The following is a 25534-nucleotide window of genomic DNA, read 5'->3' on the forward strand; positions in this document are numbered from 1 at the left end:
ATAGCATATCGGGGTGAGCCACGCTACGCTAAAGATAGTGAAGAAACGATGAAGGAGACACGATGTCGCGCGCACCCCGCTCAACAGCCGCTCGGCGATTTTGGGGTGACGATGATTCTCATACCCCAATTCTCCACATGGATATGGACGCCTTCTTCGTCGCCGTCGAATTACTTGAACGCCCCGAACTTGTGGGAAAACCTGTCGCAGTTGGTGGGCAAGAACGCGGCGTTATCTCTGCAGCGTCATACGAAGCACGTACCTTCGGCGTGAACTCGGCAATGCCGGTTGCCCAAGCTCGGAGGTGTTGCCCACAGCTGATCATTTTGCCCGCTCAACACCACAAGTACTCCGAAGTTTCACGCCGTATTATGGACTACTTACGCTCCATAACTCCGCTCGTCGAACAGCTCTCCGTCGACGAAGCCTTTCTCGACGTCGCCGGTGCACGAAAACTATTCGGAACTCCAATGCAGATTGCCCAACGTATCCGCGAACATATCCGCTCAACCGAAGGGTTGGCTGCATCCATCGGAATCGCCAGCACCAAACACGTCGCCAAGGTTGCTTCCGCCCATGCCAAACCCGACGGGCTACTTTTAATCCCGCAAGAACGCACAACAGATTTCTTACATGCGCTGCCTGTAGGAGCACTGTGGGGAGTAGGGGATAAGACCCGTGAAACGCTTGAGAAAAAAGGTATTGTCGACGTAGCAGATATTGTTGCTCTCGGTCGGCCACGACTAGTGGCAATTCTCGGTCAAGCGCACGGGAACCATATTTACGATTTAGCAATCGGGAGAGATGAGAGGCGAGTCCAGCCCTACCGCGAAGAAAAATCTATCTCGAAAGAGCACACATTCTTCGATCCTATTGATGATCCGCCAGCTGCGTGGAAAATGATGTTAGATCAAGCCCATGATGTTGCCCGGCGGTTACGAGCGAACGAGTTTTTCGGACGTACTGTCTCGATTAAAGTTCGATACACCGATTTCTCTACTATTACCCGTTCAGTTACCCTCGGTGCCCCAACAAACACCGGTGCCGATATCTATGATGCGGCGCGAAACCTCTTTGACCAGCTCCCTGCGTCAGGTATGGGGATTCGATTGTTAGGAGTGCGAGTAGGGCAACTTTCACGTTCGGCACAAGGAGTCCAGTTGGCGTTGGATGATGACGGCCGGCGCTCGCGTGCGGAAGAGACGATGGATGAGATTAGGCAAAAGTTTGGCGGCGAAATTTTACAGCATGGGTCTTTGCTTGAAACGGAACGTCGCCAACCGCCTGTTAATTGATGCTTCGCTATTTGATACTTAGCTCAGTTCGGGTATTGTGAGGGTATAACCGTCGAAGGAGGGAACCATTCATGGCTCTATCAGACTACGAGCGCAATATGTTGGAACAGCTTGAAGCGCAATTAAAAGGCGAAGATCCGCAGTTGGCCACATCGCTGGCGTCGGATGATGTCGAACAAACGCGCCTGGCACTATCCGTCCGACACGTGGTTCTTGGTCTCATCGCAGCAGTGGCGGGTTTAGGTGTAGTTGCAACTGGTGTTGCTACTGAAATGATTATTATTGGTGTTGTTGGAGCGGTCATTGTGTGGTTTGGTCTGATGTACATCCTTGGTGGAATGTCCCGAGTTTCGGCTGAACCTGGGAGAAGGCCTGCGAAGGCAGCTCCACCCACAGTGGAAAGTTTTATGGAACGTCAAAAGCGTGCTTTCGAGCAACGCCGTGAAGAAGGCGGCCGATAAAGCGGACCCTAGCCATTTGCGGGTAGCAACTATGTGAACGCGAAATAACAAGTTATGCAGTGAGAGCTGGAACGTCATGTTCCAGCTCTCACTGCTTTTTGTTGTGTGTGCGCAGTGCTCCACTTTGCCCCACTATCGCTTTGTCTAGCGCTCAGTCATGCTTATTTTCGTCATTTCTTATTCGCTAAAGGGACAAATGTAATATCTATAACGTTTTTCACTCCACTTATTTTTCCTCTAAAATCCAATCAAAAATCGGAGTGATTTTGCGTTTCGGTAACATAAGTGGTGGGTTTTGGGGTAAAGTGGAGCCAATGGAAGAAAAGGGGGTGAAAAATGTTTCTTGGCACCTATGAGCCACGGCTCGACGACAAGGGGCGTTTGATCCTCCCGGCAAAATTTCGTGATCAATTGGCAAATGGTCTCGTTGTCACCCGCGGTCAAGAGCACTGTCTATATGTTTTCCCTTTCGCAGAATTCGAAAACATCTTGGAACGGTTGCGTCAGGCTCCGATGACATCGAAAGAAGCACGTACGTACACGCGAGTGTTTCTCTCTGGAGCTAATGATCAGGTTCCTGATAAGCAAGGTCGCATTACCTTACCTGCCGCGTTACGCGGTTATGCAGGATTGGAGCGTGACCTCGCTGTCATTGGATCTGGTGACCATGTTGAAATTTGGGACGCCCAAGCCTGGGAGTCCTTCCTTGCAACAAGCGAAGACGAATTTGCTGATCGCGAAGAAGAGCTCATCCCTGGAATCTTCTGATGTGAGTTAGTGGCCCTTCTCCAATTCTCCTGAGATACTTCCCCAATTTCAGGCAATTGGCGGGGGACCACTAATGCACACAAGTATCTGACTCAAAAGGAAGGAATGTGTTATGTCATTAAGTGCGCACAACAACGCATTACACGTTCCTGTTTTACTGCAACCGATTATTGATTTGTTAACGCCGGCACTTCAGGATGAAGCAGTGCTCATCGATTGTACGTTGGGTATGGGAGGCCACTCCGAAGCGTTCTTAACTGCTTTTCCAAAGCTCAAGGTGGTAGGTATTGATCGTGACGCGCAAGCGATCTCTCTAGCTAGTGAACGTTTGAGTCAGTTTGGTGAGCGTTTTACTGCAGTTCACACCACCTATGACGACGTCGATCAAGTCGCGGCACAATTCGGGCATGACGGTCAGGTTGATGCTATCTTGATGGACCTGGGAGTTTCTTCTTTACAATTAGATGAAACCGATCGTGGTTTTTCCTACTCGCATGATGCTCCGCTTGATATGCGGATGGATACCTCTCGCGGCGAGACGGCAGCTCAATTGCTCGCCGAACTTTCGCACGCAGAACTCACTCGGGTCTTACGAGTGTATGGTGAGGAAAAATTCGCTTCGCCGATTGCACGGGAGATCATCAGGCAACGTGAAATGCAACCTATCGAGCGTACCGGTCAGTTGGCTGATCTCGTGCGAGAAACAATCCCAGCCCCAGCTCGTCGCAAAGGTGGAAACCCGTCAAAGCGAACTTTCCAAGCTTTACGCATTGCAGTCAACAATGAGCTTGCCGTCCTTGAGGCAGCGGTTCCACGAGCCATCGAAGCAATAAGGGTTGGCGGGCGCTTAGCTATTGAGTCATACCAATCGCTGGAAGATCGAATCGTTAAAGATGCGTTGAATACCGGTTTGGTGTCTACCTCGCCACCAGGACTACCGATAGAGCTTGATGATCATGCCCCATATCTCAAGAGTTTGACGCGCGGAGCGCAGAAGGCTGACAGGCACGAACAAGAGCAGAACCCACGCTCAGCGTCCGTACGTCTACGAGCAGTTGAACGTCTTCGCCCTACCCCGTCCCATATTAGCCAGCCATATCGTCGTCAAGGAAGTGCCTCATGAGTGCCCTATCGCAAGCACGAAAGCTTAACTTTTCGCAGTCCTCGCGTCCGGTCATTGACACTCCAGGTCTGCAAGTAGTGCCTACACCGGCCACTGCTCGTGGGTTCATTGGCACCGTCGTCATTTGTGCAACCTTGTTTTTAGGAGCGTTGGCCGCAGCGTTTTATCTGAATACCCTTATGGTGGCGGGTGCTTATGAGCTAAAAGATATTGCTGTTGAAAACAATGAGATTTCGGCCCGTGCAGCAACGTTAAAGAGCGAAGTTATTATTAACACGTCTCCGAATCACCTTCGAAACGCCGCTGAAAGTCTGGGAATGGTGCCAGCAGCCGATATGCTATATATCGATGTAGAGGCAGGTTTAGTTTCCACACCACAAGTTCGCAACGATTAAGTTAGTCAGGAGGGTCAAGGTGGATGACCGTATAGAAAACGACTCGGTCTCCCTTACCCAGCGACTCATTGACAACTATCGCGCCGGGATGGGCCAAGGGCGGGGTGGCGGAGTTGCTGGCCGGAAATTTACTAACAAGCGACTATCGTTCACGATAGTCGTCGTGTTGATCGTCGCCTTACTATTGTTCCTCCGTCTTTTCCAACTACAAGTACTCAGTGCACCACAGTTAGCGCAGACTGCTCGGCAGCTGCGTACGCAATCCATCATGCTAGAAGCCAAGCGCGGCGATATTGTTGATGGCAAAGGAAATATCCTGGCAACATCAGTTGAACGCTACAATATTCGCGTCAATCAGCTGGAAATTGCGAGCTTTAACGAATACGACGATGATAATAATCTCGTTGGAACGGGAGCGGCGGCGGCTGCAAAAAAAGTTGCTCCAATCTTGGATATGGATCAAGCAGAACTTGCCGGTATATTCCTCGGCGGTGAAGAAAAAAATCAGTGGACCCTTGTTAAGCGTGATGTTTCACCGGATACCTGGCGAGATATCTCAGCCTTGGGGATTCATGGCATCTATCCAGAGCGTTATATGCAACGTTTTTATCCCAACGGATATGTGGGTGGAAATATTCTCGGGTACACAGGTGTCACCGCTGACGACGACACCGTTGCTGGTCGCGCTGGTATCGAAGCTAGTTACAACAGTTTGTTAAGTGGTGAAAACGGTGAGCTATCAGTTGAAGTAGGGCCATGGGGTACGGTCTTCCCACAAGCCCCGAAGAAAGAAGTACCTGCTGTTGATGGCGGTAAAGTGCAACTCACTATTAATCGTGATTTGCAGCTAGCTACACAAGAAGCCCTCGATTCTGCTGTCAAGCGTACAAACGCCGAGTGGGGAGCTGCTGTTGCTATCGAAATCGGTACTGGGCGTATTTTGGCTTTAGGCGACTCTTCAACGCCAGATCCGTCAAACTTGGCTGAAGTGAAACCAGGAGATTGGAATTCTCGAGCTGTCCAGGCAGTTGTTGAGCCGGGATCGACCGGAAAAATTATCACCCTATCTAGCGCATTGGAAACAGGTGCTATTTCACCAACGTCGACTTTCGTCGTCCCAGATCGCATCACCATGCCCAACGGTCAAGAATTTTCGGATAATGACCCCCATGCGACTGAAACAATGACGGTTGCAGGTATCATTGGGAAATCCTACAACACCGGTCTCATTCAGATAGGTGACTTGGTTGACGATAACTATCGGTACGGCATGCTCCAAAAATTCGGAATTGGCCATAAAACCGGTATCGAACTGCCTGGCGAAGTAGATGGTTTCCTGAAGTCCGACGCCGAATGGGATGATCGAACACGATATACCACGATGATCGGCCAGTCATGGGCAGCATCAACCGTCCAACTCGGACAGATGATCTCCATCGTAGGAAATGATGGGGTGCGCGTCCCGTTACATATCGTCGATGGTGTCTACGACGGGAACGGAGTTTTTGAACCAACCGTGATTGGTGCATCCGAACAAGTTGTTTCTCCAGAAGCAGCTCGTGCAGCAAATAGTATCCTCCAAGGCGTCACCCGTAGCGATTCAACCGGTGAATTAGCGCGAATACCGGGATATAACGTTGCCGGAAAAACTGGTACTGCGGAAGTTCCAGATGAAAACGGAAACTTGACTAAACGTGTGGGTACCTTCGTAGGATTGGTGCCTGCGGAGAAACCACAAGTAGCTATCGCCGTGGTTATGTATAATCCTTCAGGCCCCGGTTATGGTTCGGTTACCGCAGCCCCAGTATTTGCCGATATTGGGAAATTTGCGATGCGCCTGTTAGGCGTAGCCCCCTCAAGTGAACCTCTTATGAAATATCCATGGACTCTAAGCGAGATGCAATGATACGTCCTCAACATGTTAGCCCGGTCAGCTTAGGCCAGGTAGTGCCTGATTGCGACCCCCAGTACGCAGATATTCTTCTGACCGGAGCAACTGCTGATAACCGCCACGTGCTCCCTGGTGATCTTTTCTTTGCGTTGCCAGGGCAACACGTTCATGGCGCCCGTTATGGGGATGCGGCGGCGGCAGCCGGTGCGCACGCTATTATCACTGATCCTGCTGGAGCTGAACTGATTAGCGCCGATATCCCGTTAGTGATAGATCCGCATGTCACCGCTAATGTTGGCAAACTAGCAGCGGTCATCTATGGCAATCCAGCACAACACCTGACAACGTACGCGGTTACCGGGACCAACGGTAAAACCACGACCGCTTTTATGATTGACCACATCCTACGTGCGCTCGGCGAAACAACCGGTCTTATCGGTACGGTTTCGGTGCAGATAGCTGGCGTCGAGGTTCCAGCTACACTCACAACTCCACAGCCAGCGGATTTGCAGGCAATGTTGGCAACACTGGTCGAACAAGGCGGAACGAGCCTTGTTATGGAGGTCTCTTCTCATGCCATCGCGCAAGGAAGAATTGATCCAGTGCAATATACGGTTGCTGGATTTACAAACCTGACACAAGATCATCTGGACTTTCATCACACTTTGGTTGAATATTTTGAGGCCAAAGCTGAACTTTTCACGGAAAAATATGCAAAAACTGGCGTCGTTATTACCGACAGTGAATGGGGTAGACGTATCGTCGGGCGCGATCGCATACATCTCGAGGCGCTTTATATCAACGAAATCAACGCTGATGCTTGGCACCTGACAGATCGTGATGGACAAGCATTTACGTTGGTTGCGCCGAATGGAGAACGTGTGCACACCACGTCGTCGCTATCTGGGGAGTTCAATATTGCCAACGCGGCATTGGCGGTCGCAATGGTCGCCTGTGGAGGGCATTCGTTAGAGAGCATCGAGCGGGCACTCCAACAAACCGGTGGAGTGAACACAATAGTGCCTGGCCGGATGGAAATCATTGGCCAGGAGCCGCGGGTGGTGGTCGATTTTGCCCACAACGAGGATGCGCTTGCTAAGGCAATGACTGCGCTTCGCTCATCAACCAGCGGAAAACTTATTGTGATTACTGGTTCGGCAGGCGACCGTGACGTCTCGAAACGCCCCGCAATGGCTCGCGTTGTTGCTGAACTTGCTGACGTATTAATAGTTACAGATGACGATCCACACAGTGAGGATCCAGCCCAAATTCGCCAAGATCTTATTGCCGGGATCCCAGACGGCTTTACATGGCAGGAAATACCGGATCGGCGCACCGCAATCGTAGAGACAATTGTGGGCGCACAACCAGCAGATACTATACTGATTGCTGGACGAGGGCACGAACGTTTCCAAGACGTCAACGGTACTCTGATTGAAATCGACGATCGTGAGGTTGCTCGTGCCGGACTCTCTCAGCGAAAGGCCAGTAGATGATTACCGTCTCCTTACAGCAGGTAGCACATAGTGTTAAAGGGTGCCTCACAGCACCTGCCGATATGGCAGTGCGTGAAGTGAACGGAGTGTCGACTGATAATCGTCGTATCAGTGCCGGTGATTTGTTCGTTGCTATCGCTGGAGAGCGGGTGGATGGAAACCGATTCGCGCACGCGGCTATTGAAGCCGGCGCGGCAGGTGTTTTAACAGCCAATCCGCAACAAGCGATAGCCAGTGGTGCTGACCCGCAGGCACTGGTGACAGTTGATGATCCGATTCGTGCTTTGGGGTTATTGGCACACGACCAAGCAGCAGCATTGCGTGCTGGTGGGGCACCTGATTTTCGCGTCGTTGGTGTCACCGGTTCAGTAGGGAAAACAACGACGAAAGATCTGCTAGCGCAGTTACTTGCAGCCCGCGGGCCAGTGGTTGCCCCGCCAGGCTCGTTCAACAACGAGCTGGGCTTGCCGTTAACTGTCCTCCAAGCCACGAAAGAAACTGCCACCCTGGTTGTGGAAATGGGTGCGGACCATATCGGTAATATCGATTACCTGACTGGCATCGTACAACCAGACATTTCTGTAGTTTTAGCGGTGGGGCGAGCCCACGTCGGTGAATTTGGTGGAATCGACAACATTGCTCTTGCCAAGTCAGAGCTCGTTCGTGGAACTCGCGCCGGCGGCGTCGTCGTTTTGAACTACGACGACGAACGAGTACGCCACATGGTACACAAAGCCCACGGTGAGGTTCTCTTTTTCTCCGCTTCGGGAGCTTATACCGAAGGCGTGTGGGCTTCCGATATACACACATCCGATACCGGTCATGCTTCTTTTGTTCTCCATTATGGCACCCAACAAGCGGCAGTCGAACTCGGTTTGGTTGGCGAACATCATGTGGCAAACGCTTTGGCTGCAGCAAGCGTTGCGATTCTTTTGGGATCAACAGTTGACCAATGCGCCCATATTCTCTCCCACACCCATGCTGGAAGTCCGCACCGGATGGATGTGTGGGATCGTGACAAAGTCACAATCATTGATGATTCTTATAATGCAAACCCGGATTCAATGCGTGCCGGTTTGCGGGCCTTAGCTCATCTAGGGCGGGGCAAACGCACTATTGCTGTGCTTGGCCAAATGCTTGAACTGGGGGAGTCGTCAGTACTTGAGCACCACGAAGTCGGTCGAATCGTGGCCGATCTAGGGATCGACATCCTTATCGGGATTGGTTCTGGAATGGAACCAACTATCACGCAGGCCCGTGAAGGCGGAGTGCATGTATATGAACTACCTAGTGTGAGCGAAGGTATAGAGTTGCTTAATACTCTTATGCTCGCTGACGACGTAGTCTTAATAAAAGGTTCACATGGTTCTGGGGTATGGCGCCTCGCAGATGCTTTAAAGGAGATAGATCGCTAAATGCTCGCGATTCTTATAGCACTTGGAACAGCGCTGATCATTGCGTTGCTAGGTACCCCGTTCTTAATCAGGGTCCTTGAACGACGTTCGTATGGTCAATTTATTCGTGAAGACGGGCCAACAACCCATCTCGTCAAGCGTGGTACTCCGACGATGGGTGGTGTCGTCATCATTGCCGCAACCATTGTAGGTTGGGCGATTGCAAATATCGCTACTCAGCGCATCCCGACCATCACCGGATACTTGTTGCTCGGCTTGATGCTTGGAATGGGTGCTGTCGGTTTTATGGACGACTTTATTAAGGTCCGAAAAGAACGATCGCTTGGTTTGACTCCCCGCGCAAAAATGCTCGGTCTGGGAACCGTGGGCATCACGTTCGCGGTGCTTTCCTTGCAATTCCCGAATGAGGCACACCGCACTCCGGGTTCGACAGCTATCTCCTTTGTCCGCGATACTCCGATTAATCTTGCCGCCTGGGGGTCAATCCTCGGCGTTGTCCTCTTCGTACTATGGGCAAATTTCCTCATTAGTGCATGGTCAAATGGAGTCAATCTTACAGACGGCTTGGATGGCTTGGCCGCCGGTGCTTCTATGCTGGCGTTTGGTGCATACACGATCGTTGGGATCTGGCAGTATTATCAGCCGTGTGAGTCGATTGTAGCGACGAACACTGGCTGTTACGATGTGCGCGATCCGCGCGAAATCGCCATTATTTGTGCAGCCATCGTTGGTGCTTGTTTTGGATTCTTATGGCACAACACCTCACCTGCAGCGATTTTCATGGGTGACACTGGTTCGCTAGCTCTCGGTGGCGCTTTTGCTGGGGTATCAATTTTGACGCGTACCGAAGTTCTCGCTGTTTTACTTGGTGGTCTGTTCGTCGTTATCGTTATCTCCGACGTTATTCAGATCGGCGTTTTTAAAATGACGGGTAAACGAGTTTTCCGCATGGCTCCGTTGCATCACCATTTCGAGCTGAAAGGTTGGAAAGAAGTCACTATCGTAGTACGCTTCTGGCTAATCCAAGGTTTGTTCATCTCCGCTGGAATGTTTTTATTTTATGCTGAATGGTTGGCTCAACAGTGAAGCGGCATATTCCAGAAGCTCAGTTTTTCGATAATAAAAAGATTGCGATTCTTGGTGTGGGGGTTTCCGGACGTGCATGCATTGATGCCCTCACGGAGCATACTTCTGCACGTTTGAGTATCTGGGACAGCTCGCAAAAGGCGATTTTACAGATAACTTCTGCCCGGATTGAAGAGTCTTTCGCCTCTGACGAGCCCGCGACGTTGCTTGCTCGGCTCCTTGCTTGGGAACCAGAACTCGTGGTGATTGCGCCTGGCTTCCGGCAAACTGGCCCTGAATGGCAGGCCTTGCGTGCAGCAGGGGTGCCAGTGTGGTCCGAGATTGAATTGGCTTGGCATCTGCGCTCGTGTGATGAAGACGGCCAGTTCTCACCATGGTTGTGTATCACTGGAACAAACGGTAAAACAACAACGGTCTCCATGCTCGAAGCTATGCTTAACGCCGGGGGGAAACGCGCTCTTGCGGTGGGCAATGTTGGCACGCCAGCGGTTACTGCAGTATCGGATCTCAGTGATCAAGCACCTGAAGTGTTCGCCTTGGAACTATCTTCTTTCCAATTAGCTGCAACCTATTCGATGGAACCGACGTCGGCCGTTGTGCTCAACCTCGCTGACGACCACCTCGAATGGCATGCCAGCCGCGCCGAGTATGCTGGTGCAAAAGCCTCCATTTACGAACGTACCCATATTGCCTGTGTATATCCAATAGGAGATCGGGTGGTACAAGGTATGGTTGATAATGCAGACGTTACCGAAGGTGCGCGTGCGATCGGTGTTTCACTTGGTATTCCTTCGCGCGGAGAACTTGGCTTTGTTGAAGAGGTTGCAGTAGATCGAGCGTTTGTTCGTCAGGCGCATGCCAACGCTACAGAGCTTTTTACGATTGACGATCTTGCCCACTTAGCGCCACCTGGATACGATCTCCCTGTCCATATAGTTAAAGATGCATTAGCTGCGAGTGCCCTAGCACGATCTGTAGGCACCCCGGCTCCGGCGATTGCGCAAGGTTTACGCAATTTCCATCCCGGCGCGCATCGAATTGAACTTGTGGCTGAACATAACGGGGTTCGGTTTATTGACGATTCGAAAGCTACGAACGCCCATGCGGCACAAGCCTCCCTACTCGCTCAAGATCCGAAAAGCACCGTCTGGATCGCTGGTGGTCTCGCAAAAGGTGCGACATTTGACGATCTGGTTACCCGCATAGCAAACCGACTAGCCGGGGTTGTCGTCATCGGCGTAGATCAATCGCCGTGGCGTGCCGCCTTAGACCAGCTCAATATCCCAGTAACATATATAGACGCTCATGTGGAACACCCTATGATGGAAGCTGTGGCACAGGCATACCACCTTGCACAGCCAGGGCAAACTGTTCTTCTAGCTCCTGCGTCTGCCTCGCAAGATCAATTTTTCAGTTACGGCGAACGCGGAGATAAGTTTGCGCAGGCCGTTGAAGAGCTTGTGACTGTTGGCGAGGAGGACTAATGACGACACACCGGCCAGCACACGATCTTGAGGACGCGGATCTTGCTCGGCGCAATGTCATTCTGCACTCATTGCTATTGATGGTAGCTTCGGCATTGATGCTCATTGCTATTGGCGTTTTTATGGTGTTTTCCGCTACCGCGCCATCATCAATTTCAGCAGTTGCTAACGACCCGACGACGCAGTTATTCTCCGTAGCTTTGCGTCAGTCAGTCTTTGCTGTGCTCGGTATCGTGGGTGCTATTGTGCTTGCCATAGTCCCGTTCCGATTCGTCAAACGTTTTTCACCACTTTTGCTCTTCCTAGGTATTTTCTTGCAAACATTAGTTTTGCTCCAAGACGGTGACGGCGTGGCAGGAAACAACAACTGGTTGCGTATCGGCGGCGCTGCCGTCCAGCCTTCGGAGTTTCTCAAACTGGCGCTCATCATATGGTTAGCTATGATGCTCGCTCGCTTATCGTTGGCAGAAATTCAAAGCTATAAAACGATCATCATCCCGGCACTCGGATTCGGAATTTCTATCGGCGTCGTTGTGATGGGCGGTGACGTGGGTACGGGCCTGGTGTTCGTGCTTATTGGTGGCGGAATGTTTTGGCTTTCTGGCATGCGCGCACGTCAGCTAGTCCCACCAGCATTCCTGTTCGGCTTTGCGGCAACTATTTTGGTTGTCATCCGTCCCTCACGCTTGTACCGTGTGGGTGATTATCTTGCGAATCTGTTTACGCTACCAGGAACAATCACACCCACCCAGTCTGACTATGCATTATTTGCGTTCGGCTCTGGTGGTGTTACTGGTGCCGGTATCGGTGCTGGGAAAGAGAAATGGCGGGATTTGGCAGAAGCTCACACCGATTTTATTTTCGCTGTTATTGGCGAAGAGTTGGGATTAATTGGTGTAGTGACGATCATTTTGCTTTTCCTAGCTCTTGGCTGGGCACTGTTGCGCATTGCTATGAACCACTATGATCGCTATGCACAGTTATTGGCAGTTGGTGCAGCACTATGGCTGTGTGGTCAAGCATTTGCAAATATGTGGGTTGTGGCTGGATTACTACCAGTGTTCGGTGTGCCGTTGCCGTTCGTTTCAATGGGTGGTTCGTCTATGATGGCTACCGTATGGATGTTAGGTGTTGTGGCCGCAACCGCGTTTGATGTTCCGGGCGTGAAAGAATCGTTTACTGCCCGACGTGGTCTTGTACGCCAAGCTCGAGCACTTATTCGGAGGAAGTAATGACTTTAAGTGTTGTGTTGTGTGGTGGCGGTACAGCCGGTCACGTCAATCCTTTGATTGCAACCGCGTCGGCAATTCGTTCGGCTGTTCCTGAGGCCCGCATTACTGCAGTCGGAACTACCGGGGGCTTGGAAAACGATCTCATTCCGGCAGCTCGCTTCGACCTGGAATTAGTAGAGCGGGCTCCTTTTCCGCGTCGTATCAACACCAACATGGTGACATTTCCATGGCGTTTTTTGCGTGCAGTGCGCCAAGGCAGGAAAATACTGCGGGACACTCAAGCATCTTGTGTGATTGGATTTGGCGGGTATGCTTCGTCGCCCCTGTATCGCGCGGCAGTGAAAGAAGGAATTCCGATTATTGTCCATGAGGCAAATGCGGTTCCCGGTATGGCTAACAAGTTAGGTGCCCAGCATGCGCGTGTTGTGGCGCTCACGTTCCCGTCCACGCCGCTCCGGGCAAAGAAAGGCGTTACGGTCACTGTCGGGTTGCCGTTGCGTTCCGCAATTTCGGAACTTGCAAATTCTGATGATTCGTCGCGACTTCGCCGTCGTCAAGTCGCAGCTCAACGCTTTGGATTAGACCCCCAGCGGCCCATCGTCGTCGTTTCTGGCGGTTCGCTCGGTGCTGTCAAACTTAACGAAACCATGCAAGAAGCAGGTCCTGATCTGCAGGCCCAGGTACTGCATATCACCGGAAAAGAAAAAGACCGGCCTGTACGTGACTCAGTAGGGGACAACCCAGATTATGTTGTTGTCGACTATGTGACAGATATGGAAGAAGTCTATGCTCTTGCAGATGTACTGATCGCACGCTCTGGGGCGGGCATGGTCTCAGAAGCTTCAAGCCTTGGCATCCCCACAGTTTTTGTGCCGCTTCCCATTGGCAATGGCGAGCAGGCAAAAAATGCAAAAGATGTGGTCGATGTAGGCGGAGGAGTACTCGTTGACAACAGTGATTTCACTCCTGAGTGGGTGCGTGAGCATGTGCCAGCGTTGTTAGAAACTGATCGGCGCCAACACATGAGTCAGCAGGCGCGCAGTGTCGCTCCTTCAGATGCGGCGACGAAGTTGGCTCAGTTCGCGATTGAAATTGCAGGTGAATGATGAAGTTTCATCTTATTGGAGTCGGCGGAGCGGGGATGAACGTCGTCGCTCGTTTGTTAACCGCCGAAGGGCATACTGTATCGGGATCGGACCGGGAAGAATCGGTTGTCTTGGAACAACTGCGTGAGCTTGGTGTAGCGACGTCGGTTGGGCATAATGCGCTCAACGTGCCTTCAGATGCGGTCGTTGTACGCTCAAGCGCCATCAAGCCAGATAACCCCGAAATGATAATCGCTGTCGAACGCGGCCAAGAAATCTGGCATCGTTCCCAAGCTCTTGCCTATGCTGCCGGAGATCGCGATTTTATCGCTGTTGCCGGTGCGCACGGAAAGACGTCTACCTCAGCAATGATCGCTGTTGCGCTAGGTGAACTAGGAGCCGATCCTTCCCGTGCTATTGGGGGTCATTTGGCCGGCGCTCAACCAGGAGGATACTTGGGTATTGGATCGGCCATGGTAGCCGAAGCCGATGAATCCGACGGCTCATTTTTGAACTATTCTCCGCGTATCGCGGTAGTGACCAATGTGGAACCCGATCACTTAGACCACTATGGAAGCACCGAAAAGTTTCAGCAAGCCTTTGTTGATTTCGCCAATAAGATTGTGCCAGGCGGTTTATTGATTTGCTGCACCGATGATCCAGGGGCTCGCTGGCTTGCAGATATCGCTCGTGAAGCGGGCAGACGTGTTGCCACCTACGGAACCCGTCCCTATCCCGGCGATCACACTCTGGTAATTTTCGACACCAACTACAGGGGTAAAACTCAAATAGGTGCACAGCGTGCTTCTCAGACAGTGAATTTTGTTCTCCCTGTTCCCGGGGAGCATATGGGACTTAATGCAGTTGGTGCGTGGTTGGCATGTTGTGATCTCGGTTATGAGCCTCAAGCATGTGGACACGCTTTGGAATCCTTCCGAGGGACCGGGCGCCGCTTCGAAGTGCGTGGAGAGGTTGACGGCATCCGAGTGATAGACGACTACGCTCATCACCCGACAGAAGTTGAAGCGACCTTGCATACTGCACGATCTATTACTTCTGAGCGGGTGCACGTCATTTTCCAGCCACATTTGTATTCGCGCACCAAAAACTTCGCCTCAGCTTTTGCACAGGCACTTGACCTTGCTGATGACGTGATCGTCACCAGCGTGTATGCAGCACGAGAAGTCCCTACTGACGGTGTCGAAGGTGATGCCATCGTGGAGCTCTCTTCCAAGGCGAGCTATGAACCGGATATGTCAGTAGCGGCACGCCTTATAGCTCAACGTGCCAAACCTGGAGATGTCATCTTGACAATGGGAGCCGGTAATATCACACGTATGGCTGCAGTAATCATCGATGAGTTGAACTCATGAGGACACCACGAAAACCGCGCAAGCCTATGCCGCTCGATCCGAGTGCGGTCGTCGAACGAACCTCTGGGGGTGAAACGTCGGCGCGTGATCTGCCAGATTATACGCAAGACTACGTTCCTACTGCTCCGGTTGACCCTCAGGATTTTGCGGATTTAGACATCGATGAGTCGGATGAATCGTATAATTATGGCGACACCACCGAGGAAGCCGGCTATCTGGAGATATCTGTCCAAAATGATCATGATTTAGTTGATCGTGCAGACGAGCCGATTGAACTCAGCCAACGACGTCTCGAACGGCGCGCGGAACAGCGTCGTATTCAGTTCAAGCGATTTGCGATTTTCTCTGGCTCGATAATTGCTAGCACAGTGTTGATCTGGCTTATTTTCTTCTCGTCGATTATGACATACTCGTTTCAAGATACGGATATTCGCGGTCTGTCTGCTGAATCGATCGTCGATCGTGCGCGATTAGCTGATGTACTGCGGGCACATAACGGGGAACAAATCTTGCTTTTTGATGATCAGAAGCTCCAAGCAGAAGTCTCCCAGGTACTCCCAGAAATAGCGAAGATTTCCTCGGAGTATCAGTTCCCAAACAAGCTGGTTTTCAACGTCGTCGAACGTGTGGCGGTAGCATGTGTTGTTAGCGGCGAGCAATGTCAGGCGATTGCGCAGGATGGAACACGGATTGCGGTGCCGCAAGATCGTGTGGCTTCACTTATCAAGATTGGTGAGCTCCCCGAAGAATTAGATCAAGAAATCGCCATGGACTCGATGACCACAGTACTCAATTCGCTCAATGAGGCTCTGCGAGCGATTGTCGGACAGATTTCAATCGATCGCAATATGCTCATATCGCTAACCTTGAGTGACGGGCGGAACGTTGTGTGGGGACAGGCAGAACATAATGAGCAAAAAGCTGGTATTTTGGCGGTCTTAGTCAATCAGCCGGTGTCAAGAATTGATGTTTCTGCACCGAATGCTCCGGTAACTAGTTAGCAATTTCGCAACACGCCCCGGAAACTCTTGCAACTGCCACCATATTTCTCTACCTTTTGCGCGAGGTTGGACGAATAAAACTTCAAGTTCCACTTGAGGGTTTCGAAGGGAAACGAGAGAAATGTTTAGTAGCAATGCAAACATCAAAGTTGTTGGTGTTGGTGGTGGCGGCGTCAACGCGGTTGATCGCATGGTTCAAGACGGCCTGGTTGGCGTCGATTTCGTTGCAGTTAACACTGACAACCAGAGTCTTGCTAAGTCAGAAGCTGAGACAAAACTCGATATTGGTCGCGATATCTCTAACGGTCTAGGTGCCGGCGCAGATCCAACGGTCGGTCGCCGTGCTGCTGAAGAGAACGCCGATACAATCAAAGAAACCCTTAAAGATGCTGACATGGTATTCGTGACAGCAGGCGAAGGTGGCGGTACAGGAACCGGCGCAGCGCCAGTTGTCGCGCAAATAGCACGCGACCTTGATATTTTGACGATTGGCGTAGTCACACGCCCATTCACCTTCGAAGGTCGCCAGCGTGCTAATAATGCCGATGCTGGTATTGCAGCTCTACGTGAAGCAGTCGATACGCTAATCGTCATCCCAAATGATCGCCTATTACAGATTTCTGAGGAATCACTTTCCGTTATTGAGGCATATCGTCTAGCAGACCAAGTCCTACGCTCTGGTGTTCAAGGAATTTCAGATCTCATCACCAAGCCGGGTCTCGTGAACCTCGACTTCGCGGATGTGAAGGCAATCATGAAGGATGCTGGTACTGCGCTGATGGGTATTGGTGTGGCTACCGGTGAAGATCGCGCAATGCGTGCTGCTGAAATGGCAATATCATCGCCACTGCTCGAAGCGCGCATCGATGGTGCACGCGGTGTTTTGCTCGCTTATACAGTTTCCGAGAGCTTCGGCTTGAACGAATTAGCTCAGGCATCAGATCTGATCAAGGAATCGGTCGCAGACGATGCGAACATCATCTTCGGTGTTACGTTCGATGACAACGTTGGCGACGAAGTTCGCCTCACTGTTATTGCGGCTGGATTTGATCAGGAAAACGATTATTTGCTCGCCCAAACCAAGAAGCACACTCCAGGTGAAGCGCGTCATGAAAGCCGTGCTAAGCACGTGATTGCTGACCCAGCATCGCATAGTGCTGAACCTGCTTCGCAGCCAAGTCAGCCTGCTCCGCAGGCGAGTACCCCAGTAGCTCCTGCACCAGATGTTCCAGTGGTGCCAGTTCAACCAGCCCCGCAACAACCAACCTCCTTGGACGTCCCGCCAACTTTGGAAGATGAGAAGTTTAACCGTCGACCAGACCTCGACATTCCTGATTTCCTCGTCAACGGTAATTAAGATCGATTCCACGTCCAATCCAGAGGCTGCAATGCTCGGCGCATTGCAGCCTCTGCTGTATATTGTCATTGGCATCACGTACTAGCAAGGGAATAGTTGATGGCTGATGATCGCAATTTTGGAATATCGCATTTCTTCACGACAGTTGAAGGGGGCGTGTCTAAGAAGCTCTACGCGTCTGCGAATCTCGGTTTTCATGTTGGTGACCGCCCCGATAATGTAGTCCAGAATCGAAAACTTTTGGAAAAGCGAACCGGAGTTCCGATTGTGTGGATGGAACAAGTCCATGGAGCGCACGTTGCGTCGGTCATCCCACAGGATCCAGATATTTTACCGACAGATCCGTATGGTTTTCTTACTGTCGGACAAGCAGACGGGATTATTCTCGAGCGTAGAGATGTGCCCGAAACAGGTTTAGCACTCGCTGTTATGGTTGCCGATTGTGTCCCTGTCCTCTTAGCCGACCGCACAGGTTCTCGAATTGCTGCTGTACACATGGGCAGAGCTGGAATGGAAAAAGAGATTGTGGGAAAGGCAGTGGACATGTTTTTGGCTAGAGGTTCACACACTAATGACATATCTGTTTGGTTTGGACCGCATATCTGTAAGGCATGCTATGAAGTGGGTGCAGAGCTCGCGCAACAGATGCCCACTGCAGTGAGATCTGTAACCCGGTGGGGGAGCCCGGGGCTTGATATTGCGCTCGGTGGGATCCATCAATTGCAAGAACGAGGAGTATCTGTTCACATCAGCAATCAGTGTACTTATGAATCTACCCTCTACTATTCCCACCGTCGTGCCACCCAGTTATCTGGGCCCACTGGTCGCTTCGCTGGAATTATTTCGCTGATTCCGCACGACACGCTCGCAATGTACTAGGTTTTTCAGCGATTTGCGCATAGTTTAATGACAGTAGGACCAAAGGAGAGTGCAATGGGAATTTTTGATCGAATCGCAGCAAAAGCTACACCTTACGAAGATGAGGTTGATTACGAGCAATACGATCAGTACCCAGAGGAGGAGTATTTCGAGGATGAGGCTCCAGTGGCCCCATTGCATTCGATTCCAGCAGTTCCTGAGGTCGCTCGGATCGTTACGGTTTGGGTAACCGACTTCAAGGATGTGAAAGATTTTGCAACGGAGTACCGACATGGGCTTCCAGTGATTTTGAATCTTTCTGACGCGACCAATGAAGACCGTAAACGAATCGTCGATTTTGCGCTCGGTCTCGTATTCGGTCTTGAAGGTGCATTTTCGCGGATTTCTGAGGACGTCTTCCTACTAACTCCTCAGGCAGTTAAGCTTGATTCTATGGGTGCTGAAGAACCGCATAACTTCGGGTGATAATGTCATATCTCTTTATCGCCGTTATTTGGCTTTGCAGTCTTTACACGTTCGTACTTTTCGCACGCGTGATTGTTGACCTGACGTTATCCCTCACGCGAGATTGGCATCCGGATAGTGCCTTTGTTGTGGTTTTCAATGCTGTGTACTTTTTGACTGACCCGCCGTTACGTTTGGTCAATCGGTACATCCCTCCGTTACGTTTGGGCGGGATTGCATTGGATCTCGGGTTCATCGTGGTTTTCATCGCAGTGCGGGTGATACAAAACATCGCTATTGCACTTGCTACGGCACTTTAGCTCCTTTGGGTACTTAATCCTATAAGATGCTAGTAGCTTATGGTAAAAGTGTTTTATTTCGCCTTCTCCTAGATAAAATTCGCCTTTAATTACCCGTTCAAGCCAATCCTCTAGTAATCTATGCTGGTAGGTACTCAATTCGGAGTACAAGAATTATAACGAGGTGAAAAATGGCTCAGCTTTCTGAACAAGATGTCGTAAACAAGCAGTTCAAGGAGCCCGCATCCATCACAGATGGCTATGATCAGGATGATGTCGATTTCTTCCTGGATGAAGTCGCTGAGACTATTGCGAAGCTTACTGCTGAAAAGGCAGAGTTACAGGAGAAGCTAGCACGTGCAGAGGCTCGGGTCACTGAACTCGAAAATGCGCAGGGTACTTCCCAGCCACAGGCATCGGCTAGTGCTCCAACCGATGCTACATCCACAACATCATTGGCCCCTGTGCCAACTGACAATGAAGCAGTTGAAGCAGCATCCGTTTTGGCAATGGCTAAGCAACTGCACGATCAGTTTGTTGCTGACGGCAAGGCTGAGAATGCTCGATTGATTTCTGAAGGTGAAGCCGAGAAGGTACGTATCGTCACTGAAGCTGAGGATATTCACAACCGTACCTTGGCTAAGCTCGAAGAAGAGCGTTCGCTCATCGAACGCAAGATCGCTGAACTTCGTGACTTCGAGCGTGACTACCGTACACGCTTGAAGAGCTACTTGGAGTCGTTGTTGCACAACGTCGACTCAAGCCAGCAGTAGTCGCATATGAGTTTCAAGGGGCCGGCACTCGGTTAGTGTCGGTCCCTTTCTCGTTGCTTGCGCAGGAGTTTTGCTACAATCACTAGGTGACGAAAAAGAATCTCATACTCCTAGCCATTGCAACCGTTACCGTTATCATTGATCAATTATCTAAACATTGGGCTCTTTTGGCTCTCAATGATGGCAGGACTCTCCCTATCTTGGGCGATTGGTTGAGCCTACATCTGGTACATAACCCGGGTGCGGCTTTCTCATTCTTAGATAACGCTACGTGGGTATTTACGCTCATAGCAACGGCCTTCGTCGTCGCTTTTCCATTTTTCTTGCGGTCGGTAAGCTCTCGCGTCGTTCTCGTTTCCGCTGCGCTAGTTTGGGGTGGCGCGATCGGGAATCTGATTGATCGTCTCTTTCGCGATCCAGGTTTCCCACAAGGCCATGTTGTTGATTTTATTCAATACTCAGATTGGTTCATTGGCAATGTTGCAGATATAGCGCTCGTTGCTGGCTTTGCCGTATGGGGTATATATGAGCTACTTAGTCCCAGTTCGCCCAATGCCACGACGCATACGGTTCAAACCATCTCAGAGGAGAAGCCGTGACACATACATATTTCATTCCTGATGGTTTTGCTGGCGAACGTATCGATGTTGTTCTAGCTAAAATGACAGGGATTTCGCGCTCGCAAATTGCAGAGCTTATTGCGGGAGGCGAGGTCCACATTGATGGCCATGTTCCTGGAAAGTCTGAGCGAGTTGCAGCTGGAGCATTGGTCTCGGTAAGTCTTCCGCAACCGGCGAGTCTCGAACCGCAGCCTACCCCAGTTGATGGCATGGGTGTGTTGTATGAAGACGAAGATATTATCGTCGTCGATAAACCCGCTGGTGTTGCTGCGCACGCCTCGCAAAATTTTGAAGGTCCGAATGTATTAGGTGCGTTGCTTGCCGCGGGAGTGAGGCTAACGACGTCGGGGCCACAAGAACGTATGGGAATTGTGCACCGGCTCGACGTAGGTACTACTGGAGCGATGGTTGTCGCTAAGTCAGAGCTGGCGTATACGGTTTTGAAGCGGGCGTTCCGAGATCGTACTGTCACCAAGATTTATCACGCTCTTGTCCAAGGCCATCCAGACCCGATGAATGGTACGGTAGAGGCTCCTATTGGGCGTGATCATCGCCATCAATGGCGAATGAATGTACGAGCAGACGGCAAGCCATCGGTGACACACTATGACACCCTTGAAGCGATGGCCGGAGCGAGCCTGCTTGAGGTTCATCTTGAAACTGGGCGCACCCACCAAATTCGTGTTCATATGAGTGCGTTGAAACATCCGTGTGTGGGTGATGATATGTATGGAGCTGATCCTCGTCTGTCTGCTCGTGTAGGGCTTGAGCGTCAATGGTTGCATGCAGTGCGGTTGGGTTTTGATCATCCTCGGACGGGACATTACCTAGAGGTTGAATCGCACTATCCGCAGGACTTGCAAAAATCGTTGGACATGATGCGTGCAGGTTTACTGTAATGGATGTTCAACGTCTTTTGTGGAATAGTGATTTAACTGCGGCCTATCAGTTGCGTCGGGAAGTTTTTGTCGACGAGCAACATGTTCCGTTCGAACTTGAGTATGATGAGCGCGATACTGCACCAGGTACATACCATGTGGTTGTACGTTTAGTTGGGGAGGGCGAGGCGGCTGGAACTGGGCGGGTTTTCGCCGATGACGATGGACATGTTCATATCGGCCGGATTGCGGTGCGCCGTGAGGCACGCAAAATGGGTATTGGCGCACGCGTGATGGCTGAGTTGCATGAGATTGCGCGCGAAATTTTTGCCGGCGATGAGGGTGTGGAGATTTTCTTGTCGGCGCAGCTCACAGCAATAGATTTTTATCGCCGGCTTGGATATCAACCGGTGAGTGATGAGATCTATCTTGACGCGGGTATCGAGCATCAAGATATGTCGGTCAAGTTATCGAGCATGTGAGAATCTACGTGACCTAGACACCAGACATGTGTGGGACGCAGTCATTAGACTATAGCCATGGCTGGAAAAAACTTTGCGCACTTGCATGTTCATACGGATTATTCGTTGCTTGATGGAGCGGCGAAGATTAATAAACTAGTGGCAGAAGTTGCTCGCCTCGAACAGCCCGCCGTTGCGATTACGGATCATGGTTACTTGTTTGGTGCGTATGAAATGTATAAGGCGGCTACGGCGGCTGGGATTAAGCCTATTATTGGTCTTGAAGCATATATGACGCCAGGTACGTCGCGGTTCGATCAGACCCGTCAGTTGTGGGGTACTGAGGCACAACGTTCAGATGATGTTTCAGCTCGTGGTGCATACACCCATATGACCCTTCTGTCGGAGAACAATACCGGTATGCATAACTTGTTCCGGATGAACTCTCTTGCGTCACTCGAGGGGCAAATGGGCAAGTGGCCGCGTATGGATCGTGAGCTACTTGAAACCTATCATGATGGTTTGATTGGTACTGCCGGGTGTCCTTCAGGAGAAATTCAGACCCGCCTGCGGTTAGGCCATTGGGACGAGGCGCTTAAAGCTGCTGGTGAATTACAAGATATTTTCGGCAAAGATAACTTCTTCGTTGAGGTGATGGATCACGGCCTAGAGATTGAACGCCGAGTGCAAAAAGACTTGATCAAAATTGCTCGTATTATCGGTGCTCCGTTGATTGCGACCAACGATTCGCATTATGTCAAACGCGAAGATCGCGATATTCAAGACGCCATGTTGTGTATTAATTCCGGTTCGACACTTATGGATCCCGATCGTTTCAAATTCGACGGGGATGGCTACTACATCAAGTCTTCGGAGGAGATGTGGCGCCAGTTTGAAGATCTTCCAGAAGCGGTTGAGAACACGTTGCTTATCGCTGAACGATGCAACGTTTCGTTCCAAACTACTGCGGATGGCATTAGCTACATGCCGGCTTTCCCAGTGCCACCGGGGGAAGATGAGACGTCGTGGTTCATTAACCAGGTAGAAGCTGGTTTGATGAAGCGCTATAACGGCAGTATTCCGCAACATGTACGAGAACGTGCCGATTATGAGGTTGGCGTTATCACCTCGATGGGATTTCCAGGATACTTCCTGGTTGTTTCCGATTATATTAAGTGGGCGAAAGAACACGGTATTCGAGTGGGTCCTGGTCGTGGTTCAGGCGCTGGGTCGATGGTGGCTTACGCGCTTGAGATTACTCAACTCGATCCGATTAAGCACGACTTGCTGTTCGAACGATTCTTAAACCCCGAGCGTGTCTCGCTTCCTGATATCGACGTCGACTTCGACGATCGTCGTCGCGATGAAGTTATCCGTTACGTTGAAGAAAAGTACGGAACTGATAAAGTGGCGCAGGTCGTTACATATGGAACCATTAAAACGAAGCAAGCGTTGAAGGATGCCGCCCGAGTTTTAGGTATGCCATTCCAGATGGGTGACCAGTTAACGAAAGCTTTGCCGCCTGATGTTCAGGGCAAATCGATTGCGGTTAAAGATATATACAATCAGCAGGCGGCTCGCTACAACGAAGCAGATGAATTCCGCGAATTTGTGGATGGTAACGCGGAGGCTAAACGTGTCTTTGAATTCGCGCTTGGTTTGGAGGGAATGACTCGTCAGACCGGCGTTCACGCGTGTGCAGTTATCATGTCTTCCACGCCGTTAACTGATGTTATTCCGGTGATGAAACGTCTTCAGGACGGGGCGATTATTACCCAATTTGAATATCCGCAATGTGAAGAATTGGGTCTGGTGAAGATGGACTTCCTCGGATTGTCCAACTTGACTGTTATCGAAGGTGCGTTGGCAAATATTCGTAACAATGGCAAACAAGCTCCGGATATTGATGCTATCCCGCTCGATGATAAGGAAACGTACGAGCTGTTAGGTCGCGCTGAAACCTTGGGTATTTTCCAGCTAGATTCTCCGGGTATGCGCCAGTTGCTCAAACAGATGAAGCCCGATATGTTCGGCGATATTTCGGCAGTTTCAGCGCTTTATCGTCCAGGTCCGATGGGTGCGAATTCGCATACTAATTACGCTCTACGTAAGAACGGTCTGCAAGAAAAGACTCCTATCCATCCGGAGTTAGCCGAAGCCCTTGAAGATATTTTAGGTTCAACGCACGGCTTGATTGTCTTCCAAGAGCAAGTTATGCGTATTGCGCAGAAGCTTGCTGGTTTCTCCTTAGGACAAGCAGATATTTTGCGTAAGGCAATGGGAAAAAAGAAAGCTGACGTGCTGCAACAGCAGTTCAAAGGCTTTGCCCAAGGCATGCGCGATCATGGATATTCTGATAACGCGATTAATACTCTGTGGGATATTCTTGTGCCATTCGCTCAATATGCGTTTAACAAGTCCCATTCGGAAGCATACGCATTAGTAACCTACCAAACGGCTTATCTTAAAGCACACTATCCAAGTGAATATATGGCAGCGTTACTGACCTCAAATCAAAACAACAAGACGAAAGTAGCAACCTACCTTGCTGACACTCGCCGTATGGGCATTCGTGTCAATGTTCCAGACGTTAATAAGTCAATGGATGTGTATTCTGCAGTGGGCGACGAAGTCCGAGTCGGTTTGAGCTCGGTTCGCAATGTTGGCAAGAACGTCGTTGAAGGCATTATCCAGACGCGACAAGAGAAGGGAGTTTTCACTTCCTTCCAAGACTTCCTCGATAAAGTTCCGGCTTCGGTATTGAACAAACGTGGGATTGAGTGCTTGATCAAGGCTGGCGCCTTTGACTCGTTGGGGTACTCCAGGCGTGCTCTTGTAGCCATCCACGAAGAAGCTATCGAAGCAGTTTTGCCAGTTAAACGTAACGAGGCAGGCGGGCAATTCGATCTTTTTGGCGGTCTCGGGGAAGACAATCCGATTGCACAATCGTTCAACGTTGAAGTTCCAGATCTTCCGGAATGGGACAAGAAAGAAAAGCTTAATATTGAACGAGATATGCTCGGACTTTATGTTTCTGATCATCCATTGTCGGGATTGGAAGCGTTTCTTGATCGGGCTGCTGACCACACCATTTTGGGTATCCAAAACGATGAGAACCCGGTAGATGGACATATTGTGACTGTTGCGGGTTTGATTACGGCCGTCCAAACTCGTATTTCGCAAAAGAATGGAAAGACGTGGGCTACCGCAACTATCGAGGATTTCACTGGCTCCATTGAAGTGAATTTCTTCCCGGCTACTTACCAGTCGGTCTCACAGTTTTTAATCCCAGATTCCGTGGTCACGATCAAGGCTCGCATGTCGGTTCGTGACAGTGGGGTACAGCTAAACGCGATGGATATGAAAGTTCCGCAGTTAGCTGGTATTGCCGAAGATTCACCGCTGGATATTCAGATCCCGGAACGCATGCTTACTCAACAGATGATGCGTAAACTTGCCGATACCTTAGCTCAGCATCCTGGCAAAGCTCCGATTCGAGTGCACGTTCGGCAGATGGGGAAGACCACTGTTGTCCAGCTTCATGATTCCTATGCGGTCCAAGTCAATCCTGCATTGCTTTCTAGTTTGCGTGTCTTGCTGGGGAAGAACGCACTAATGATGGACCAATAGGAGAACTAGTAACAACCGTGGCCCTCCCTTAACCAGACAGAAATGAGTGTGCGCAGGTATCGACGAGATACCTGCGCACACTGTCATT

General features: G+C 50.7%; 23 protein-coding genes. All 23 read left to right on the forward strand.

The genetic code is table 11. The features are described 5' to 3' along the window. Positions 1 to 62: 62 nt before the first annotated feature. The 23 genes from dinB (at position 63) to dnaE (ending at position 25446) form a co-directional block, all read left to right on the forward strand. Positions 63 to 1295: a DNA polymerase IV gene (dinB, locus tag JTE88_RS03260; RefSeq protein WP_204425355.1), complete on the forward strand. Its 1233-nt coding sequence runs from the start codon at positions 63 to 65 to the stop codon at positions 1293 to 1295. A gap of 71 nt (positions 1296 to 1366) precedes the next feature. After that, positions 1367 to 1756 carry a DUF3040 domain-containing protein gene (locus JTE88_RS03265; protein WP_204425356.1) on the forward strand — a complete coding sequence of 130 codons (390 nt, stop codon included), beginning with the start codon at positions 1367 to 1369 and terminating at the stop codon, positions 1754 to 1756. A 336-nt stretch (positions 1757 to 2092) separates the two neighbouring features. Next, positions 2093 to 2524: a division/cell wall cluster transcriptional repressor MraZ gene (mraZ, locus tag JTE88_RS03270; RefSeq protein WP_204425357.1), complete on the forward strand. Its 432-nt coding sequence runs from the start codon at positions 2093 to 2095 to the stop codon at positions 2522 to 2524. A gap of 112 nt (positions 2525 to 2636) precedes the next feature. Then, positions 2637 to 3647 (forward strand): 16S rRNA (cytosine(1402)-N(4))-methyltransferase RsmH, encoded by a 1011-nt coding sequence (gene rsmH / locus JTE88_RS03275; RefSeq protein WP_204425358.1) that lies wholly within the window; start codon positions 2637 to 2639, stop codon positions 3645 to 3647. After that, on the forward strand, positions 3644 to 4042 hold the full coding sequence (gene ftsL / locus JTE88_RS03280) for a cell division protein FtsL (protein ID WP_204425359.1): 399 nt from the start codon (positions 3644 to 3646) through the stop codon (positions 4040 to 4042). Before rsmH ends, ftsL begins: the two co-directional genes overlap by 4 nt. A gap of 19 nt (positions 4043 to 4061) precedes the next feature. Continuing rightward, positions 4062 to 5948 carry a peptidoglycan D,D-transpeptidase FtsI family protein gene (locus JTE88_RS03285; protein ID WP_239519556.1) on the forward strand — a complete coding sequence of 629 codons (1887 nt, stop codon included), beginning with the start codon at positions 4062 to 4064 and terminating at the stop codon, positions 5946 to 5948. Further along, positions 5924 to 7429 (forward strand): UDP-N-acetylmuramoyl-L-alanyl-D-glutamate--2,6-diaminopimelate ligase, encoded by a 1506-nt coding sequence (locus JTE88_RS03290; RefSeq protein WP_239519557.1) that lies wholly within the window; start codon positions 5924 to 5926, stop codon positions 7427 to 7429. The genes JTE88_RS03285 and JTE88_RS03290 overlap by 25 nt, the downstream gene beginning before the upstream one ends. Then, positions 7426 to 8844, forward strand: a complete 1419-nt coding sequence (locus JTE88_RS03295; RefSeq protein WP_204425360.1) for a UDP-N-acetylmuramoyl-tripeptide--D-alanyl-D-alanine ligase — start codon at positions 7426 to 7428, stop codon at positions 8842 to 8844. The genes JTE88_RS03290 and JTE88_RS03295 overlap by 4 nt, the downstream gene beginning before the upstream one ends. Then, complete coding sequence (mraY, locus tag JTE88_RS03300; RefSeq protein ID WP_204425362.1) at positions 8845 to 9930, forward strand: phospho-N-acetylmuramoyl-pentapeptide-transferase; 1086 nt, start codon at positions 8845 to 8847, stop codon at positions 9928 to 9930. It abuts the gene before it with no gap. Next, positions 9912 to 11414, forward strand: coding sequence for a UDP-N-acetylmuramoyl-L-alanine--D-glutamate ligase (gene murD / locus JTE88_RS03305; RefSeq protein ID WP_204425364.1), 1503 nt, complete (start codon positions 9912 to 9914; stop codon positions 11412 to 11414). The genes mraY and murD overlap by 19 nt, the downstream gene beginning before the upstream one ends. Beyond that, positions 11414 to 12646 carry an FtsW/RodA/SpoVE family cell cycle protein gene (locus JTE88_RS03310; RefSeq protein WP_204425366.1) on the forward strand — a complete coding sequence of 411 codons (1233 nt, stop codon included), beginning with the start codon at positions 11414 to 11416 and terminating at the stop codon, positions 12644 to 12646. Before murD ends, JTE88_RS03310 begins: the two co-directional genes overlap by 1 nt. Then, positions 12646 to 13752 (forward strand): UDP-N-acetylglucosamine--N-acetylmuramyl-(pentapeptide) pyrophosphoryl-undecaprenol N-acetylglucosamine transferase, encoded by a 1107-nt coding sequence (locus tag JTE88_RS03315; RefSeq protein WP_204425368.1) that lies wholly within the window; start codon positions 12646 to 12648, stop codon positions 13750 to 13752. The genes JTE88_RS03310 and JTE88_RS03315 overlap by 1 nt, the downstream gene beginning before the upstream one ends. Next, on the forward strand, positions 13752 to 15104 hold the full coding sequence (gene murC, locus JTE88_RS03320) for a UDP-N-acetylmuramate--L-alanine ligase (protein WP_204425738.1): 1353 nt from the start codon (positions 13752 to 13754) through the stop codon (positions 15102 to 15104). Before JTE88_RS03315 ends, murC begins: the two co-directional genes overlap by 1 nt. Further along, positions 15101 to 16105 carry a cell division protein FtsQ/DivIB gene (locus JTE88_RS03325; RefSeq protein ID WP_204425370.1) on the forward strand — a complete coding sequence of 335 codons (1005 nt, stop codon included), beginning with the start codon at positions 15101 to 15103 and terminating at the stop codon, positions 16103 to 16105. Before murC ends, JTE88_RS03325 begins: the two co-directional genes overlap by 4 nt. A gap of 121 nt (positions 16106 to 16226) precedes the next feature. Then, entirely contained in the window at positions 16227 to 17462 is a 1236-nt protein-coding gene (gene ftsZ, locus JTE88_RS03330; protein ID WP_204425372.1) for a cell division protein FtsZ, read from the forward strand. Between the two features lie 99 nt (positions 17463 to 17561). Beyond that, on the forward strand, positions 17562 to 18341 hold the full coding sequence (pgeF, locus tag JTE88_RS03335; protein ID WP_204425373.1) for a peptidoglycan editing factor PgeF: 780 nt from the start codon (positions 17562 to 17564) through the stop codon (positions 18339 to 18341). A 54-nt stretch (positions 18342 to 18395) separates the two neighbouring features. Beyond that, entirely contained in the window at positions 18396 to 18806 is a 411-nt protein-coding gene (locus JTE88_RS03340) for a cell division protein SepF (RefSeq protein WP_204425374.1), read from the forward strand. A 2-nt stretch (positions 18807 to 18808) separates the two neighbouring features. Further along, on the forward strand, positions 18809 to 19105 hold the full coding sequence (locus JTE88_RS03345) for a YggT family protein (protein ID WP_204425375.1): 297 nt from the start codon (positions 18809 to 18811) through the stop codon (positions 19103 to 19105). A 170-nt stretch (positions 19106 to 19275) separates the two neighbouring features. Then, a complete protein-coding gene (locus JTE88_RS03350; protein ID WP_204425376.1) occupies positions 19276 to 19857 on the forward strand; it encodes a DivIVA domain-containing protein in 582 nt (193 codons plus the stop codon). A gap of 86 nt (positions 19858 to 19943) precedes the next feature. Continuing rightward, the gene (lspA, locus tag JTE88_RS03355) at positions 19944 to 20456 is read left to right on the forward strand and encodes a signal peptidase II (protein WP_239519558.1); all 513 of its coding nucleotides are present in this window, start codon (positions 19944 to 19946) and stop codon (positions 20454 to 20456) included. A gap of 62 nt (positions 20457 to 20518) precedes the next feature. After that, on the forward strand, positions 20519 to 21376 hold the full coding sequence (locus JTE88_RS03360) for an RluA family pseudouridine synthase (RefSeq protein ID WP_204425742.1): 858 nt from the start codon (positions 20519 to 20521) through the stop codon (positions 21374 to 21376). Next, positions 21376 to 21837 carry a GNAT family N-acetyltransferase gene (locus JTE88_RS03365; protein ID WP_204425377.1) on the forward strand — a complete coding sequence of 154 codons (462 nt, stop codon included), beginning with the start codon at positions 21376 to 21378 and terminating at the stop codon, positions 21835 to 21837. The genes JTE88_RS03360 and JTE88_RS03365 overlap by 1 nt, the downstream gene beginning before the upstream one ends. 57 nt (positions 21838 to 21894) lie before the next feature. After that, positions 21895 to 25446, forward strand: a complete 3552-nt coding sequence (gene dnaE, locus JTE88_RS03370) for a DNA polymerase III subunit alpha (RefSeq protein WP_204425378.1) — start codon at positions 21895 to 21897, stop codon at positions 25444 to 25446. Positions 25447 to 25534 lie beyond the last annotated feature (88 nt).

It is taken from the genome of Arcanobacterium phocisimile, from assembly GCF_016904675.1.
GTDB lineage: Bacteria > Actinomycetota > Actinomycetes > Actinomycetales > Actinomycetaceae > Arcanobacterium > Arcanobacterium phocisimile.

Bases quoted from the DNA above. Each gene is read 5' to 3' on its own strand.
- JTE88_RS03340 (WP_204425374.1), top strand. From the start codon at position 18,396: ATGGGAATTTTTGATCGAATCGCAGCAAAAGCTACACCTTACGAAGAT.
- JTE88_RS03350 (WP_204425376.1), top strand. From the start codon at position 19,276: ATGGCTCAGCTTTCTGAACAAGATGTCGTAAACAAGCAGTTCAAGGAG.
- JTE88_RS03295 (WP_204425360.1), top strand. From the start codon at position 7,426: ATGATTACCGTCTCCTTACAGCAGGTAGCACATAGTGTTAAAGGGTGC.
- JTE88_RS03315 (WP_204425368.1), top strand. From the start codon at position 12,646: ATGACTTTAAGTGTTGTGTTGTGTGGTGGCGGTACAGCCGGTCACGTC.
- JTE88_RS03310 (WP_204425366.1), top strand. From the start codon at position 11,414: ATGACGACACACCGGCCAGCACACGATCTTGAGGACGCGGATCTTGCT.
- pgeF (WP_204425373.1), top strand. From the start codon at position 17,562: ATGGCTGATGATCGCAATTTTGGAATATCGCATTTCTTCACGACAGTT.
- JTE88_RS03360 (WP_204425742.1), top strand. From the start codon at position 20,519: ATGACAGGGATTTCGCGCTCGCAAATTGCAGAGCTTATTGCGGGAGGC.
- JTE88_RS03365 (WP_204425377.1), top strand. From the start codon at position 21,376: ATGGATGTTCAACGTCTTTTGTGGAATAGTGATTTAACTGCGGCCTAT.
- ftsL (WP_204425359.1), top strand. From the start codon at position 3,644: ATGAGTGCCCTATCGCAAGCACGAAAGCTTAACTTTTCGCAGTCCTCG.
- murD (WP_204425364.1), top strand. From the start codon at position 9,912: ATGGTTGGCTCAACAGTGAAGCGGCATATTCCAGAAGCTCAGTTTTTC.
- ftsZ (WP_204425372.1), top strand. From the start codon at position 16,227: ATGTTTAGTAGCAATGCAAACATCAAAGTTGTTGGTGTTGGTGGTGGC.
- dnaE (WP_204425378.1), top strand. From the start codon at position 21,895: ATGGCTGGAAAAAACTTTGCGCACTTGCATGTTCATACGGATTATTCG.
- JTE88_RS03325 (WP_204425370.1), top strand. From the start codon at position 15,101: ATGAGGACACCACGAAAACCGCGCAAGCCTATGCCGCTCGATCCGAGT.
- murC (WP_204425738.1), top strand. From the start codon at position 13,752: ATGAAGTTTCATCTTATTGGAGTCGGCGGAGCGGGGATGAACGTCGTC.
- JTE88_RS03290 (WP_239519557.1), top strand. From the start codon at position 5,924: ATGGACTCTAAGCGAGATGCAATGATACGTCCTCAACATGTTAGCCCG.
- dinB (WP_204425355.1), top strand. From the start codon at position 63: ATGTCGCGCGCACCCCGCTCAACAGCCGCTCGGCGATTTTGGGGTGAC.
- rsmH (WP_204425358.1), top strand. From the start codon at position 2,637: ATGTCATTAAGTGCGCACAACAACGCATTACACGTTCCTGTTTTACTG.
- JTE88_RS03345 (WP_204425375.1), top strand. From the start codon at position 18,809: ATGTCATATCTCTTTATCGCCGTTATTTGGCTTTGCAGTCTTTACACG.
- JTE88_RS03265 (WP_204425356.1), top strand. From the start codon at position 1,367: ATGGCTCTATCAGACTACGAGCGCAATATGTTGGAACAGCTTGAAGCG.
- mraY (WP_204425362.1), top strand. From the start codon at position 8,845: ATGCTCGCGATTCTTATAGCACTTGGAACAGCGCTGATCATTGCGTTG.
- mraZ (WP_204425357.1), top strand. From the start codon at position 2,093: ATGTTTCTTGGCACCTATGAGCCACGGCTCGACGACAAGGGGCGTTTG.